This is a genomic window from Desulfococcus sp. (assembly GCF_041737845.1).
Taxonomy (GTDB): domain Bacteria; phylum Desulfobacterota; class Desulfobacteria; order Desulfobacterales; family Desulfococcaceae; genus Desulfococcus.
The window spans coordinates 1-16,424 of record NZ_JBGSQX010000009.1; the positions used below are offsets into that span (position 1 = coordinate 1).

The following is a 16,424-nucleotide window of genomic DNA, read 5'->3' on the forward strand; positions in this document are numbered from 1 at the left end:
CCCCCCCAAAGGGGGGGAGGAGGATTGGAGGCATCGGGCGGTTCCTGCTGTCTGATGGAAAGATCTTTTCTCATGCTCACATCCCCAGCCATCGTTCCACAGGGTAGCCGACCGCGATAATTTTTGGCGTTTTTCAGGCAATATAAAGAAACGCGCTACACGGCGTGATCAACTCCTCGGACAGATTCAAATAACATGCGGCATCAAACCCAGTGAGGCGGCAAAAGAGCTGCAGGACTGGGGGGTTTTAAAGTAGGAGGGGATACAACGCCGTAAGAGAACTGCAAGGAGTTCGATTCTGATCATTCGTGCGAATGAAATCGATACACCGATGTCTGATTGCGTGAACCAGATGTTTTTGTTCAAAAAAAGTATTTTTTTAATTAAGCGATCGTCGCGAAAGGAGATTGAAAATGAGTTTATTACACAGGGGATTTTTCATCGTGCTTTTATTGTCCTTTGCTCTCGTACTGCCCGGTTGTCAACAAGAGGGAACCGCCGAAAAGGCAGGGAAAAAAGTGGATCAAGCGGCTGAAAAAGTGAGCGAACAAGCTGAAAAAGCAGGGGAAGCGGTAAGCGAGAAAGCTGAAGAAACTGCGGAATACATGGATGATGCCGCAATTACAGCCAAGATCAAGATGGATATTCTGGGCGACCCGTTGCTGAAAGTGTCCGAGATCAACGTGACCACGACAAACGGCGCGGTAAATCTGAGCGGCGTCGTTGAGTCTCAGCAGAGTATCGACAGGGCGATGGAAATCGTCCGGAGTGTCAAGAGTGTCAAATCGATTGAAAACGGTCTTGTCGTCAAGACCAACTGATACAAGAGGACGCATTGGGATCTGATCCTTCAATGCGAAAATTTACGTGCAAACAATGTATAAGCGGAAATCCATTTCCTGTCGTTCCCAGATTCTTCGCGGGAACGGCAGGAACAGGTCGGGCTTCGAATCAACCCTTCCCGGGGGAAACACACCCGGAGATTTCAGCAGAAAGGAAAGACAATATGTTAGGAACAATTCTTCTCATTTTACTGGTTCTTCTACTCATTGGCGCGCTCCCGACCTGGCCGCACAGCCGGGCGTGGGGATATTATCCCAGCGGCGGTTTGGGGCTGATCCTCTTGATCGTGTTACTGCTTCTGCTGTTGGGTCGTATTTGACATAGGCGTGTCCGCGTCGGAAAGGGTAACGCCGTCATCCGTAAAAGTTGGAACCGACGGGTTCCGTTTCGGTCGGGATTTTCGGGGCGACAGGTTTCGGGCATGAAAGGGGGAAAGTATGTCGTTAATTAATTTGATTATCATATTGATTGTTGTCGGGGTGATCCTCTGGCTGATCAACAACTACATACCGATGGATCATAAAATCAAGAGCATTCTGAATATCGTCGTGGTGATTGCCGTGATCCTTTGGCTGTTGAATGTCTTTGGGGTCATTGGTTCGCTTTCCGGGCTCCGTATCGGCAGGTAAGGAAACATCAAGAATGAAGGTGAACAGCGCGACTGTCAGGGGAACCTTGTTTCATTTGACGGAATATCTCCGCAGAAAAGATCTGACGCAAAAGTGCGTGGTCTGTGAACCGCCGCTGCGAGCGGAGCTGTTCAGCAGCGACCAGATGAAACATCATGGCAAGACCCTGGCCGGCACGCACGAGCTGAGTCCCGGGCGCGCACCGGATCGGCTGTTGTCCCGGCTGGGCGAGAATGAAGTCGTTCTGATCGGCGCCTGCGATCTGCTGACGGAGGCGGTCAAGGCGAAACGCCTGATCGCACCGGCCGGGGAATGGCTGCTAGACAACTTCTATCTGATTGGGGAACAGATTCGAACGGCGAAGCGGCACTTGCCCAAGTCCTACAGCCGTGAGCTGCCGCGTCTGCAAAACGGTCCTTCGGCGGGGCTTCCGCGGGTGTATGACATCGCCCTCGAGACAATCTCGCACGCCGACGGGCGGGTCGATCCGGAAAACCTCGGCAGCTTCGTAGCCGCCTATCAGTCAGTCACCACGTTGAAATTGGGTGAACTCTGGGCCATCCCCATCATGCTGCGTCTGGCCTTGATCGAGAATCTAAGGCGGGTTGCGGCCCGGATCGCCGTCGACAGAATCGACCGAAACCGCGCCAACTATTGGGCCGACCAGATGACGGAGATCGCCGAGAAGGACCCGAAGAGCCTGATTCTTGCGGTCGCGGACATGGCACGGTCGAACCCCCCGATGGCGAGCGCGTTTGTTGCGGAGTTCACACGCCGCCTGCAGAGCCAGGGGCCTGCTTTGGTGCTTCCCCTCACCTGGATTGAACAGCGGCTGTCCGAATCCGGCTTGACCATCGAGCAGTTGGTGCGCGCAGAAAATCAGCAACAGGCTGCGGATCAGGTCTCGATGAGCAACAGCATCGGCAGCCTCCGTTTTCTGGCCGCAAGGGACTGGTGCGATTTCGTCGAGACGATGAGCATGGTCGAGCAGACCCTGGGGGAGGATCCCGGCAATGTCTACGGCAGGATGGATTTTGCCACCCGGGATCACTACCGCCATGTCGTGGAGAAAATTGCGAAGCGCAGTCCCCACTCCGAAAGCGAGGTGGCGCGAAAAGCGATCCGGCTCGCGCAGGAGGGAGCGGCTCGAAACGGCGACGACGACCGCGAAGCCCACGTCGGGTTCTACCTGATCGACAAGGGTCTGGGGCAGCTCGAACGAACGGCGGAGGTGCATGTATCGCTGATCCGGGGGTTATGCAGGCTCAGCCGTCATTTTCCGCTGCTGCTCTATGGCGGCACCATCCTGACGATGACGGCGGTTTTCGGCGTGGGTTTAACGGCGAAGGCCCATGCCGACGGGTTGCATGGCTGGGCGATCGGGCCGGTCGCCCTGCTGACGCTTCTGTGCGCCGGTCATCTGTCGGTCGCGCTGGTGAACTGGCTGGCGACGTTGCTGGCGACGCCGCGCCCGCTGCCGCGCATGGATTTCTCCAAAGGGATCCCGCAGGAATTGCGAACCCTGGTTGTGGTGCCGACGATGCTCACGGGCACGCAGAACATCGAAGACCTGATCGAGGGGCTGGAAGTCCGCTTCCTGGCAAATCGGGATGATCACCTCCACTTCGGACTGCTCACGGATTTTCACGACGCCGACGAGGAAACGCTGCCGGAGGACGAACCCCTGCTGCAACTGGCCCGGCAGAGAATCGAAGCGCTGAACAAAAAGTACCGGAGCCCGGAAAACGAACCCTTCTTCCTGTTCCATCGCCCGCGTCGATGGAATCCGCAGGACCGGATCTGGATGGGTTACGAACGCAAGCGCGGCAAGCTCGCGGATTTGAACGGGCTTCTGCGCGGCGGATCCCGTGACCGCTTCGCGCTCGTCGTGGGTGACGCGTCCGTCCTTTCGGATGTGAAGTACGTGATCACCCTGGATACCGATACGCAACTGGCGCGCGATTCGGCGTGGCGGTTTGTGGGCGCCATGGCGCATCCGCTGAATCGTGCGCACTACGACGAAGAGCGGCAGCGTGTCGTTGCGGGGTACGGCATTCTCCAGCCGCGGGTGGCGGTGAGCCTGTCCGGCGCGAACCGGACGCGGTATGCCCGCCTGTGCGCCAGTGAGTTCGGCATCGACCCCTATACCCGCGCCGTTTCCGATGTTTATCAGGACCTGTTCGGCGAAGGCTCGTTCATCGGCAAGGGCGTCTATGAGGTGGATGCTTTTATGCGGGCGTTGGGGGGGAGTTTCCCCGACAACCGGATCCTCAGCCACGATCTTCTGGAAGGCTGTTACGCCCGGTCCGGCCTGTTGACCGACGTACAGGTATACGAGGAATACCCAGCCCGCTACAGTGAAGATGTGAGCCGCCGGCATCGCTGGATTCGCGGCGACTGGCAGATTGCGCGCTGGCTGTTTCCGGGTGTTCCCGGCCCCGATGCCCGCCGGCGGGAAAATCCGCTTTCGATGCTGTCCCGCTGGAAGATTTTTGACAACCTGCGGCGCAGCCTGACGGCCGCGGCGTTGACGCTCGTGCTGCTGCTGGGCTGGACCGTGCTGCCGTCGGCCTGGTTCTGGACCGCGGCGGTGATCGGCATCATTTTGATTCCTTCCGTGATGGCCTCTGCCGTGAGTCTGCTTCAGAAGCCGGTCGATGTGACCCTGGCGCAGCACCTCGCCGCCTCGGTGCGCTCGGCCCGCCGGCATTTGGCTCAGGCTGCATTCACGCTCGCATGCCTGCCATACGAAGCGTTTTTCAGTCTGGATGCGGTGATGCGAACGGTCTGGCGGATGCTGATCACGCGCAGGCGGCTTCTCGAATGGATTCCGTCGCACGAATCGAATCAAAAGAGCCGCACGGGCCTCGCCGGCTCGTTTCGGACCATGTGGATCGCCCCGGTCATTGCCGCTGCAGCGGCGATGACTCTCGCGCTGTTGCGGCCGACCGCGCTGGTCTCGGCCGGGCCCATCCTGGGCCTCTGGTTTGCCTCCCCCGCCATCGCCTGGTGGATCAGCCGCCCGCTCGTTCACCGCAGAGAGAAGCTGACGACGGAGCAGATCCTCTTTCTGCGGAAGATTTCCCGGAAAACCTGGGCATTCTTCGAGACCTTCGTCGGCCCGGAAGATCACTGGCTGCCGCCGGACAACCATCAGGAGCATCCCGCTGCGGTGACCGCCCATCGCACCTCGCCCACCAACATGGGCCTTGCGCTGCTGGCGAATGTATCCGCAGCCGATTTCGGCTACATCTCATCCGGACGGTTGATCGAACGCACTGCAAACACCCTCCGCACCATGGAAGCCCTGGATCGACATCGGGGCCATTTCTATAACTGGTACGACACCCAATCCCTGAAGCCGCTGTCGCCCCTCTACATTTCGTCGGTGGACAGCGGAAATCTTGGAGGCCATCTCCTGACACTGCGGCAGGCCCTGCTTGCCCTTCCCGATGACAGGGTCCCGGGAACGCGATTCTTTGAAGGCTTGGGCGACACGCTCAGGATCGTCATGGACGCAGCGGCGGAAGCCGCTCCGGACATAGGCTCGCGGCTCGCTCAACTTGAGCGGGACCTGGCGTCCGCGACCCACTCCCAACCCGCCACGCTTTCGGCTTCGCGGCTGTGCCTGGATCGGATGGCAGCGTCCGGCGCGGGGCTGGTCGCCGCCATCGAAGCGCTCGATTCCGACCCTGAAAGCCAACTGCGGTGGTGGGCCCGTGCGTTCGCCGCACAATGCCGGGACGCCGCAGATGAACTCACGTTTCTCGCTCCATGGACAGAACTCCTGTCTGCTCAGACCAGCCTCGGAGAGTTTCCCGATTTCGACGAGATCCCGACACTTCGCGAACTGGCGGCGTTCGAGTCCAAACACCTTTCTGCGATCAGGGATCGGCAGGACGCTGCCGCCACGCCGGCGGAAAGCGCCCGGCTCGGTGAACTCCAACGCCTCATCACGGAAGCCGGCCGGCGCGCCGAAACCAGGATGGCGGCTGTCAACGGACTTGCCCTGCAATGCGACGCGCTCGCCCGGATGGAATATGACTTTCTGTATGATGAGACGCGTCATCTGCTGGCGATCGGCTACAATGTGGGGGACTTCCGCCTGGACGCCAGTTACTATGATCTTCTGGCTTCGGAAGCGCGGTTTGCCACTTTCGTGGCGATCGCCCAGGGACAACTCCCGCAGGAGAGCTGGTTCGCCCTGGGGCGTCTGCTCACCATCGCCGGCGGCGAACCCATCCTCCTTTCGTGGAGCGGTTCGATGTTTGAATACCTGATGCCGCTTCTGGTGATGCCGACCTACGAACACACCCTGCTCGACCAGACCTGCCGGGCGGCTGTGGCCAGGCAGATCGACTACGGGAAAACGCGCGCCGTCCCGTGGGGCATTTCGGAATGCGGCTACAACGCCATCGATGTGCATCTCAACTACCAATACCGCGCCTTCGGTGTGCCCGGCCTGGGGCTCAAACGAGGGCTCGCCGAGGACCTGGTGATTGCGCCCTATGCCTCGGCCCTTGCGCTGATGGTGGCGCCCGAGGAGGCGTGTCGGAACCTCGAGCGACTGGCTGCCGAAGGCTTTGAAACCCGGTATGGCTTCTACGAGGCGATCGACTACACGCCGTCCCGTATCCCCCGCGGCCAGTCAAAGGCCGTAATCCGGTCCTTCATGGCCCATCACCAGGGAATGAGCCTCCTGTCTTTGACCCATTTACTTTTAGGCCGCCCGATGCAGAAGCGATTTGAGTCGGAACCCATGTTCCAGGCGACCATACTGCTGCTTCAGGAGCGAATCCCCAAGGCGACGGCGTTCTATGCGCACACGGCCGAGTTCTCGGAGCACCCCTGGACTTCCGGCGCTTCGGAGACGCCGATACGCGTTTTCAGCAGCCCCGACACGCCGAACCCGGAAGTGCAGTTGCTCTCGAACGGCAGATACCACGTCATGATCACCAATGCCGGCGGCGGTTACAGCCGCTGGAAGGACATCGCCGTCACCCGCTGGCGCGAAGACCGCACCTGTGACAACTGGGGCACCTTCTGTTACATCGCCGATGTGGCCGCCCGTGAGTTCTGGTCAACCGCATATCAGCCGACGCTCAAACGATCGAAGCATTTTGAGGCGATCTTCTCGGAAGGGCGAGCCGAGTTCCGGCGCAGCGACCACGACTATGACACCCACACCGAGATCGCCGTCTCGCCCGAGGACGACATCGAGCTGCGGCGCGTCCGCATTACCAACCGCGCGCGGACCCGCCGGGCGATCGACGTGACCAGTTACGCGGAAGTGGTCCTGGCGCCGCCGGCCGCGGACGCCCAGCACCCGGCGTTCAGCAATCTCTTTGTGCAGACCGAGATCATCCGGGGGCAGCGGGCGATTCTCTGCACTCGCCGGCCCCGTTCCCAGGGGGAGCGGGCGCCCTGGATGTTCCACCTGATGGCCGTGCACGGGGCGGAGATCGGAGAGGTCTCCTACGAGACCGACCGCATGCAGTTCATCGGCCGCGGAAACACCGCCTCCGATCCCCAGGCGATGGGCGGGGGGGTGTTTTTCACCGGGGCGCTCTCGGGCAGCGAGGGCTCCGTGATCGATCCGATTGTCGCCATCCGCACCCGGATAACCCTGGATCCGGAAGCATCGGCAACGATCAACATGGTCTCCGGCATCGGTGAAACCCGTGATGCCGCTATGCACCTGGTGAAAAAATACCAGGATCGGCGCCTGGCGGATCGCGTCTTCGATCTGGCATGGACCCATGGCCAGGTGCTGCTCCGCCAGTTCAATGCCTCGGAAACCGATGCGCAGCTCTACGGGCGCCTTGCCGGCGCTATTCTCTACGCCAATGCAGCGCTTCGCGCCGACCCGGGCGTCCTCATCCAGAACCGCCGGGGGCAGTCCGGTCTCTGGGGATACGCCATCTCAGGCGATTTACCGATTGTGCTTCTCCAGATTGAAAATCCGGGCAATATCGACCTGGTGCGCCAACTCGTTCAGGCCCACGGGTACTGGCGCCTCAAAGGGCTGGCGGTGGACCTGGTGATCTGGAACGAGGATCGCGCCGGTTACCGGCAGCTCCTCCACGACCAGATCATGGCGCTCATTGCCGCAGGCATCGAAGCGGGCGTTGCCGATCGACCCGGCGGCATTTTCGTGAGATCCGCAGACCAGATCGGGGAGGAGGACCGCATCCTGTTCCAGGCGGTCGCCCGCGCCATCATCGCCGACAGCCGGGGAACGCTGGCGGACCAGATCGACGGCCGCATTCTGTTGGAAGGGTCCGCGCCCCTCCTTGCCCCGACCCGGACCCACCGCTCCGAGCCCCTGGCGGTTATGCCGCAGCCGCGCCACGATCTGACGTTTTTCAACGGGCTGGGCGGGTTCACCCCGGATGGACGCGAGTATGTCATGACCACAGCCGCAGGGCAGTTGACGCCGGCGCCCTGGGTGAATGTGCTGGCCAACCCTCATTTCGGAAGCGTGGTTTCGGAGAGCGGTCTTGCCGCCACCTGGAGCGAGAATGCCCACGAGTTCCGCCTCACCCCCTGGGGGAACGACCCCGTGAGCGATTCGAGAGGAGAGGCATTCTACCTCCGGGATGAAGAGCGCGGCCACTTCTGGTCGCCCGCGCCGCTGCCCTGTCGGGGGGCGACGCCTTACGTCACCCGGCAGGGATTCGGCTACTGCGTCTTTGAACACACCGAACGCGGCATCCGCTCGGAGATGTGGGTCTATGTTGCTCTGGACGCACCGGTCAAATTCACGGTGCTCCGGGTGCGAAACGAGTCGGAAAGGCCCCGCCGTCTCTCTGCCACCGGATATGTGGAATGGGTGCTGGGCGACCTGCGGCCAAAATCGGCCATGCACGTGATCACCGAAATCGACCCGGCGAGCGGCGCGCTCTTTGCGCGAAACCCCTACAACACCGAATTCCCCGACCGAACCGCGTTCTTCGACGTGGACGATATGACCCGCACCGTGAGCGGCGATCGGACGGAATTCCTGGGGCGCAACGGGTCGATAGGCGCTCCCGCCGCCATGACGCGCACGCGCCTTTCCGGAAAGGTGGGGGCGGCATTCGACCCCTGCGCCGCGATCCAGGTCAGCTTCAATCTGGCCGCCGGGCAGGAACATGAGATCGTCTTCAGACTCGGTGCGGGGCGGAACGCCGCTGATGCAGAAAACCTGGTCCATCGCTTTCGAGGGTCAACCGCTGCCCGCGGCGCCCTCGAAACGGTGTGGCAGCACTGGGCACACACCCTCGGCGCGGTCAATGTGGAAACCCCCGACCCGGCACTCAACGTGCTGGCCAACGGCTGGCTCCTGTACCAGACCCTGGCGTGCCGCCTCTGGGCCCGAAATGCAACCTACCAGTCGGGCGGCGCCTTCGGTTTCCGCGACCAGCTGCAGGACGTGATGGCGCTCATCTACGCCAGGCCGCATCTCGTGCGCGAACACCTGCTCCTGTGCGCATCCCGTCAATTCGTGGAAGGGGATGTGCAGCATTGGTGGCATCCCCCGGCAGGGCGGGGTGCGCGTACGAAATGCTCCGACGATTACCTCTGGCTGGTGCTGGCCACGTGCCGCTATGTCGCCGCCACCGGGGACACCGGGGTATTGGACGAACCCGTCCACTTCCTCCAGGGCCGGCCTGTAAATGCGGATGAAGAATCCTATTACGATCTTCCCGGCCGCTCTGAAGAGTCGGCGAGCCTTTATGAACACTGTGTCCGGGCCATCCTGAACGGCCTCAAATTCGGTGAGCACGGCCTGCCGCTCATGGGCTCCGGTGACTGGAACGACGGTATGAACCTGGTGGGCGCGCAGGGCAAAGGCGAAAGTGTATGGCTGGGATTTTTCCTGTATGAAGTGCTCATGCGCTTCACCAAGGCTGCCCGGACGCATGGCGACGATGCTTTTGCCGAGCGTTGCGAGCGGGAGGCGGCGGGGCTGCGCCGCAATATCGAGAAACATGGCTGGGACGGCGATTGGTACCGCCGGGCCTGGTTCGACGACGGCTCGCCGCTTGGATCGGCGACCAACACGGAATGCCGGATTGATTCCATTGCCCAGAGCTGGGCTGTTCTATCGGGTGCGGGGGACCCTGAGCGATCGCGCATGGCCATGGCGGCCGTGGACGAGCGCCTCGTTCGCCGCGAGCATGGGCTGATCCAACTGCTGGATCCGCCCTTCGACACGTCGGAGATGAATCCCGGCTACATCAAAGGGTACGTCCCGGGCGTCAGAGAAAACGGCGGGCAGTATACCCATGCGGCCATCTGGGCGGCCATGGCCTTCGCCCGCCTGGGAGACAACCGGCGCGCCTGGGAACTCTTCACCATGATCAACCCGGTGAACCATGCCAGGTCTGCCGAGGAGACGGCCGTCTACAAGGTGGAACCCTACGTCGTTGCCGCCGACGTCTATGCGGTGCCGCCGCATACCGGCCGCGGCGGCTGGACATGGTACACGGGCTCGGCCGCCTGGATGTACCGGCTGATCGTGGAATCCCTCCTGGGGCTCACCCTCGAAGTGGATAAGCTGCGTATTGCTCCGTGCCTCCCCGCGGACTGGAAGGGGTTCAAGATGCACTACCGCCATCGGGAAACGGTCTACCATATCGATATCAGGCAGACGCCCGCCGGGAGCGGTGAGATGCGCGTCCGCCTGGACGGCGTCGAGCAGCCCGACAAGTCCATCCCTCTGGTTGACGACCATCAGGAACACTCGGTCGAGGTGAGAATGCCTGCTGCAGGCGGCTGAGCGCCCGCCTGCGGGACCGATCCAAAAGGCCCCTGCATGCCCCATGAAGGAAAAAATCGAATTCTTCACGGAAGGGAGGCGGCCATCCCGGGCTGATCCCGTTGTTTCAGGCAAAGCTCGATCGGGCGATCCGGTGCTTTTTCATCTTGTAGTGCAGAAGCTGGCGGGAGATCCCCATGCTCCGGGCTGCCTGGGTGACATTTCCCTTGAATGCCTGGAGTGCCCCGGCGATGAGCCGGCGTTCCCGTTCCTCCTGGGTCCGGAGGAGGCTTTTCGCCCGGCGTGCGGCGGGGGGGTCGCGGCCGTCCGACGCTTCCGGGAGAGGCCATTCGTCGTCCGCCTCCGGTTCGGGGAGGTGGCCGGAAAAATGGCTGTCGGGCGCCGAGGACTGGTTCATCATCCGGTACCAGGTCGGCAGATGGGACCGGAGGTGGTCCAGCGCGATGACGTCTCCCGGCCCGACAAGGTTCAGCGCCCCTTCGATGACGTGCTCCAGCTCGCGGACGTTCCCCGGCCAGTGATAGGCCCTGAAGCATGCCATGACCTCGCTGGAGAAGGCGGCGGGATTCCTGCCGAGGGACCGGCTGTGCTTTTCCATGAAATGGCGGGTGAGGGACTCGATATCCTCCCTGCGGTCCCTCAGCGGCGGGATGGGGATGAAGACGACCCCCAGGCGATAGAAGAGATCGGGCCGAAGGGAATTCTCGGAGATTGCCAGATGGGGCTGCCGGTTCACGGAGGAGATGATCTTGAGGTCCACACAGGTCTCCGCGAACGAACCGAGGCGGCGGACCTTCCGTTCCTGAAGCACCCGGAGGATCTTGGCCTGAAGGCTCAGGGGCATGGAATTGAGTTCGTCGAGGAAGACGGTCCCGCCGCCGGTCCGCTCAAAAAGCCCCGGCTTGTCCTGGGCCCCGGTAAAGGCGCCTTTGGAGGTTCCGAAGAGGATCCCCTCCAGGAGATTTTCAGGGATCGCGGCGCAGTTGATCGCGGTGAACCTGGCCTTGCTTCGGCTGCTCTGGTTGTGAATGGCCTGGGCGAACAACTCCTTTCCGGTCCCGGTTTCGCCGTAGAGCATGACCGGCGAAGGCGTGCCGGCGGCCATCATGGCGGTGTTGACGGCCTGCAGAAACTCGGGGGCCGACCCGATGATGCAGGAGAAGGTGTAGCGGGTGTCGTTGCCTATGTTGGATTTCGGCAGCGGCATGGACACCCGGCTCAGGGTCTCCTCCAGGGCGTTGTATTCGCGGACAAAGCAGACCGCGCCCTTGAGGGATCGGTTCTTGAACAGCGGATACACGCTGTGAATGGTGTTGGCGACGCGTCCCATCCGGGTGCGGTAGAAAAACGGTCGGTCGATGATGGGCTGCCGGGTTTTCAGGCACTGGACGAGCATGCTCGTTTCCGGGGTCAGGTCGTAGACCTCGGTGGGTGTCTTGCCGAGGACCGACGCCCTGTCGAGACCGTCGATTTTCGCCATGCCGTCGTTGTAGAAGATGATCCGGCCCCGCAGGTTGACGACGATGACGCCCGCACTGAGCCTGTCGAATACGGCCAGAAAATCACTGTAGGTCAGATCGAGCAGTTCCTGCCCTGATTCCGGGGAAAGCTTTTTCATCACGCCCTGCCTGCACTCCCGGGGGCCCGTGCAGCCGCCCGGGCGGTGTTATCCCGCTCGGTTCCGGGAAAATGCCGCCGTGTCCCGCCTCTCCAAAACGAGATCTACCATGATATCCGCTGGGAATCAAGACAACAGGAAGAGAATGCGGCAGCTACCCCCGGGGATCATGGGTGTGGGGGTTGAAGAGGATGTCGTTTTCGAGATAGGCCTGCTCCAGCCGCTCCTGGTGGTGCTTCATCGCCGCGTCCTGACGGCTGGCCAGCTCGAGAATGAGGCAGTTGATGATGCTGGAGATGGCCGCCGGATAGCCGATCAGCGGAATCGACCGCGACGGCGCGATGATCGTCCTGTCGGCGAACTGGATCAGGGGGCAGAGCTTGCTGTCGGTGATGACCAGAAGGGTCTGGTGGAGGCGACGGGAGACCCTTGCCAGCTTGATGAGTTCGTTGGGGTAGCGGGAGGTGGCGATTATGACCGTCAGGGCCCCTTCCGGAGCGTTGGAGAGACAGTCGATGACGGTGCTGTCGCTGCCTTTGAGGATGTGCACCCCTTTTCGGACCTTGGTCAGGGACCACCCCAGATAGTAGGCGAAGGTGTAGGAGACCCGGGAGCCGATGACATACACCGAAGGGCTCGCGGCCAGACGCTCCACAAACAGGGCGATGGCCTCCCTGTCGGCCGACTCGTAGAGGTGCCGGAGGTTGTTGATCTCCTCCAGCAGGACCCGGTGCAGGGGGTCCGTCCCGGCGCCCTTCATGCCCGGAAGGTCCACCCGGTCCGGCAGGCTCAGGCCGGTGTCGACAAAGTCCCTCAAGGCCTGAAGGAAATCCCCGTAGCCGGTGTACCCCAGTTTCCCGACAAAGCGCACCACCGTCGCCTCGCTGACACGGCAGGCCTCGGCCAGCTCCTTGGTCGTCATGAAAACCGCCTTCCGGGGATTCTGGATGATGTAGTTTCCCAGGATGCGGCCCTTGGGCGTGAGGGAGTTCAGGTGCCGGGTGATATCCTGGATGACCGGGTGTGACAGGTTGGTGTTCATCAACGCGTCCTTGAGACATGAATCCGTGGTGAAACAAATATTTCATTTGACTTTTTGGCTTTATAATATGCAACGATAATGTTGTCAATAAGTTGATCTATCAAACGAAAAATATTTTGAGCCAATCAGCTTCATTTTCAATTTTTTCTTGACAGGATTCATTACATTTAGGATAGAAGGCACAAACCCGGCTTCCCGGCATCTGTTTTTTCCGGAGGGCAAAACGCCCGCCGAACCCCGATTTTTCCCGGAGTCGCCGGCGCGGCATGGAGATGGAAAATATTTTTCACTCCTGCCTGTAAATTTTGCTATCGCTGAAAAATTTTTTTCACTCTGGGGGGCCCTCCGGCCCGGTGACGGATCCCCGAAGGGGAGACCATCTTTTTCCGAAAAAGCTGTCATGCCGGAATGTTATCCTGATCCGGCAGCGTTGAGAAGCCGGGATGGGGGTACGGCATTTCCTGTATATGGCATATTTGTTGCTTTGACATCCTGAAACGTCAGGTTTTATTGGGGGAAATCTTTCAACAAGTCGATACGGACACCCAACGGAACGTTTTTTACCATTGATCAAGGGGGAACCTATGTTTGGCAAGTACAAGCCCCTGTGGGGCAACAAGACCCGCCTGAAATCCAGCTATGACGCGGTGATTATCGGCGGAGGGCTTCATGGCCTGGCAACGGCCTATTTCCTGGCCAAGGAACACGGCATGAAAAATGTGGCCGTCATCGAGAAGAACTACATCGGGTTCGGCGGCGCCGGCCGAAACACCGCGATCGTCCGGGCCAACCAGCGGACCCAGTTCAACGTTCCGTTATACAAGGAAGCCCTGGATCTCTGGCCGGTGCTCACCCGGGATCTCGATTTCAACCTCATGTTCAACAACTGCGGCAACCTGAACCTGATGCACAGCGAAGCCGCCATGAACGCGGCCCGGATGAACGTCGCCACGGCCCAGTTCCACGGCGTGGAGAGCCACCTCCTCGATGCCAAGCAGATCAAGGAGATGGTGCCGGCCCTCAACATCTCGGAGGACATCACCTACCCGATCCACGGCGCCATGTACCATCCGCCCGGCGGCATCCTCCGCCACGACGCGGTCGTCTGGGGTCTCGCCAAGGGCGCCGTCAAGCTGGGCGCCGAGATTCACCAGCAGACCGAGGCCACGGCCATCCTTATGGAAAACGGCCGGATCACCGGCGTGGAGACCAGCCGGGGCAAAATCCACTCCCCCCGGGTGCTGGTGTCCGCGGGCGGCTACTCCGCAGGCATCATCAACAAGATGCTCGGGATCAAGCTCCCCATCAGCGTGCTGACGATCCAGGCCATGGTCACCCAGCCCCTGAAGCCGATCCTGAACCATGTCGTCTCCTCGGGCGCTTACCACGCCTACGCCAACCAGACCCTCAAGGGCGAGATCGCCACCGGCGCCCACATGGACCCGTGGCCCAACTATACGACCCTCACCACGGCCTACTACATCAAGCATCAGGCCCAGGCCCTCTCCGAATTTCTCCCCTGCCTCAGGGGGGTCAAGTTCATGCGCATCTGGGGCGGCCTGGCCGACATGACCCCCGACATGGCCCCGATCATGGAAGGCAACGACCCCATCGACGGATTCTACATGAACTGCGGCTGGGGATACTTCGGCTTCAAATCCTGTGCGGCTGCGGGCAGGCACATGGCGGCCTTCATGGCCACCAGCAACTGCCCCGACATCCTCAAACCCTTCAACCTGCGCCGGTACGAAAAGCACCAGCTCATGGGAGAGACGGCCGCGCTGGTGAACTATACCCCCGACAACTAAGGGGCCGACCATTCAAAAACGGCTGGGGTGGACCCTCACCCGCAGCATTTTTCTATAAGGAGATTTGGCTATGTCATTGACACTCACCTGCCCCATTTGCGGAAAGCGCAACGGCTACGAGTTCCGGTACGGCGGCGAGGACAAAGGCCCCCGGCCCGCCGAGGAAGGGCTTACCCCGCGCAACTGGTGCGACTATGTGCACATGAACAAATGTGTCGCGGGCGTTCAGAAGGAATGGTGGTTTCACCGGGACGGATGCGGCGCCTGGTTCACCACCTATCGCAACACTGTCACCAACCTTGAAGTGGAAGCACCGGAGGCAACAGAATGAACAGGCTCAACACACTGCCGACACTGCGGATCAACCCTTCGGAGAAATTATCCCTCAATTACAGGGGCCGGACCCTTCAGGGGGTCAAAGGCGATACGGTGGCGACGGCCCTCCATGCCAACGGCGTCCGGGTCTTTGCCAGAAGCCTGAAATACCACCGTCCCAGGGGCCTGTACAGCCTTGACGGCGAATGCAGCAACGCCATGATGGATGTGGACGGCATCCCCAACCAGCGGGCGGAAACCCTGCTCCTCAAGGACGGGATGCAGGTCCGGGAGCAGAATGTCGTGGGATCCGCCGACCGGGATTTCATGGGCTTCATGGACAAGCTCGACTGGATGATGCCCGCGGGGTTCTACTACAAGACCCTGCACAAGCCGGCGTGGATATGGCCCATTGCCATGAAGCAGGTCCGGAAGGCGGCCGGGCTCGGAGCGATTTCCGCGGATTTCGAGATGACGGGGACCTATACCGACGTTTTCACCACGGTGGATGTCTGCGTGATCGGCGGCGGCGCCGCCGGCATGACGGCGGCCCTGGCGGCGGCGGAGAAGGGCCTGAGGGTCGCCCTGATCGAATCCCGCCCCTGGCTCGGCGGCTGCTTCGAGTACCGCGCGGCCCCCTACGACGGCGGCAAGCCTCTGTACGAGAGGGCCCGGGAACTCGCGGCCCAGGTCGAAAAAACCCCCAACATCCGCGTGTTCGTCCATGCGTCCGTCGTCGGGACCTACAACAACAACCTGGTCACGGCCTTCCAGGTGGGCGGCGACGGGGACAGCTTCGACGAGCGGTACATCGAGGTCCGCGCCACCGGCATCGTCGTGGCGACCGGCTGCATCGAGCGCCCGCTCCTTTTCGACAACAACGAGCGCCCCGGGGTGATGCAGGTGGCCTGCGCCCACCGGATGGCCCGGACCTACGGCCTGCTGCCGGGCACCCAGGCGGTCTTCAGCGTCGGACACGACCTGGGACTGGAGGCGGCCGTCGATCTGTTCGACCTGGGCCTCAAGATCGCCTGCGTCGCCGACATCCGGGAGGATGGCCAGAGCCCCGAACTGATGCTGGCCCTCAAGGAGCGGAAAATCCCCGTGCTCCTGGGTTGGGTGGCCGCCAAGGCCCACGGATGCAAAACGGTCAAGAGGGTCACGCTCGCCACGGTCGACGGGACCATCTCCCGCAATTTCGACTGCGATCTCCTGGTGGCCTCGGCCGGCCTGACCCCGGTAACCGGGCCGGCGACCCTGGCCCAGGCCAGGACCTCCTATGACCAGCATACCGGCTGGTTCCTGGTTACCGCGCTCCCCGAGAAGATGACCGTGGCCGGTCGGATGACGGGCCTGGGCGACCCCCTCGCCATCGAGGCCTCGGGCCGTCTGGCCGGTCTCCAGG

10 protein-coding genes are annotated in these 16,424 nt (G+C 61.5%); 7 read left to right on the plus strand and 3 right to left on the minus strand.

The features are described 5' to 3' along the window. Positions 1 to 413: 413 nt before the first annotated feature. The 4 genes from ACEW8N_RS00870 (at position 414) to ACEW8N_RS00885 (ending at position 10,236) form a co-directional block, all read left to right on the plus strand. Positions 414 to 821: a BON domain-containing protein gene (locus tag ACEW8N_RS00870; RefSeq protein ID WP_373497898.1), complete on the plus strand. Its 408-nt coding sequence runs from the start codon at positions 414 to 416 to the stop codon at positions 819 to 821. 185 nt (positions 822 to 1,006) lie between these two features. Continuing rightward, a complete protein-coding gene (locus tag ACEW8N_RS00875) occupies positions 1,007 to 1,162 on the plus strand; it encodes a DUF3309 family protein (protein ID WP_373497899.1) in 156 nt (51 codons plus the stop codon). Between the two features lie 118 nt (positions 1,163 to 1,280). Then, on the plus strand, positions 1,281 to 1,472 hold the full coding sequence (locus ACEW8N_RS00880) for a Thivi_2564 family membrane protein (RefSeq protein WP_373497900.1): 192 nt from the start codon (positions 1,281 to 1,283) through the stop codon (positions 1,470 to 1,472). Positions 1,473 to 1,485: 13 nt separating this feature from the next. After that, positions 1,486 to 10,236: a GH36-type glycosyl hydrolase domain-containing protein gene (locus ACEW8N_RS00885; RefSeq protein WP_373497901.1), complete on the plus strand. Its 8,751-nt coding sequence runs from the start codon at positions 1,486 to 1,488 to the stop codon at positions 10,234 to 10,236. A gap of 106 nt (positions 10,237 to 10,342) precedes the next feature. Here ACEW8N_RS00885 and ACEW8N_RS00890 read toward each other — a convergent pair whose 3' ends face one another. The 3 genes from ACEW8N_RS00890 to ACEW8N_RS00900 all read right to left on the minus strand — a co-directional run bounded on the left by ACEW8N_RS00890 (position 10,343) and on the right by ACEW8N_RS00900 (position 13,298). After that, positions 10,343 to 11,854, minus strand: a complete 1,512-nt coding sequence (locus tag ACEW8N_RS00890; RefSeq protein ID WP_373497902.1) for a sigma-54 interaction domain-containing protein — start codon at positions 11,852 to 11,854, stop codon at positions 10,343 to 10,345. A gap of 154 nt (positions 11,855 to 12,008) precedes the next feature. After that, positions 12,009 to 12,896, minus strand: a complete 888-nt coding sequence (locus tag ACEW8N_RS00895) for a MurR/RpiR family transcriptional regulator (RefSeq protein ID WP_373497903.1) — start codon at positions 12,894 to 12,896, stop codon at positions 12,009 to 12,011. 84 nt (positions 12,897 to 12,980) lie between these two features. Continuing rightward, complete coding sequence (locus ACEW8N_RS00900; protein WP_373497904.1) at positions 12,981 to 13,298, minus strand: hypothetical protein; 318 nt, start codon at positions 13,296 to 13,298, stop codon at positions 12,981 to 12,983. 182 nt (positions 13,299 to 13,480) lie between these two features. Here ACEW8N_RS00900 and ACEW8N_RS00905 point away from each other — a divergent pair, with 182 nt between their 5' ends. The 3 genes from ACEW8N_RS00905 to ACEW8N_RS00915 all read left to right on the plus strand — a co-directional run. Then, positions 13,481 to 14,704 carry an FAD-dependent oxidoreductase gene (locus ACEW8N_RS00905; RefSeq protein ID WP_373497905.1) on the plus strand — a complete coding sequence of 408 codons (1,224 nt, stop codon included), beginning with the start codon at positions 13,481 to 13,483 and terminating at the stop codon, positions 14,702 to 14,704. A 70-nt stretch (positions 14,705 to 14,774) separates the two neighbouring features. Beyond that, positions 14,775 to 15,035 (plus strand): sarcosine oxidase subunit delta, encoded by a 261-nt coding sequence (locus tag ACEW8N_RS00910; protein WP_373497906.1) that lies wholly within the window; start codon positions 14,775 to 14,777, stop codon positions 15,033 to 15,035. Continuing rightward, the coding region (locus ACEW8N_RS00915) for an FAD-dependent oxidoreductase (protein WP_373497907.1) at positions 15,032 to 16,424 on the plus strand (1,393 nt) is incomplete at its 3' end. The genes ACEW8N_RS00910 and ACEW8N_RS00915, both read left to right, overlap by 4 nt.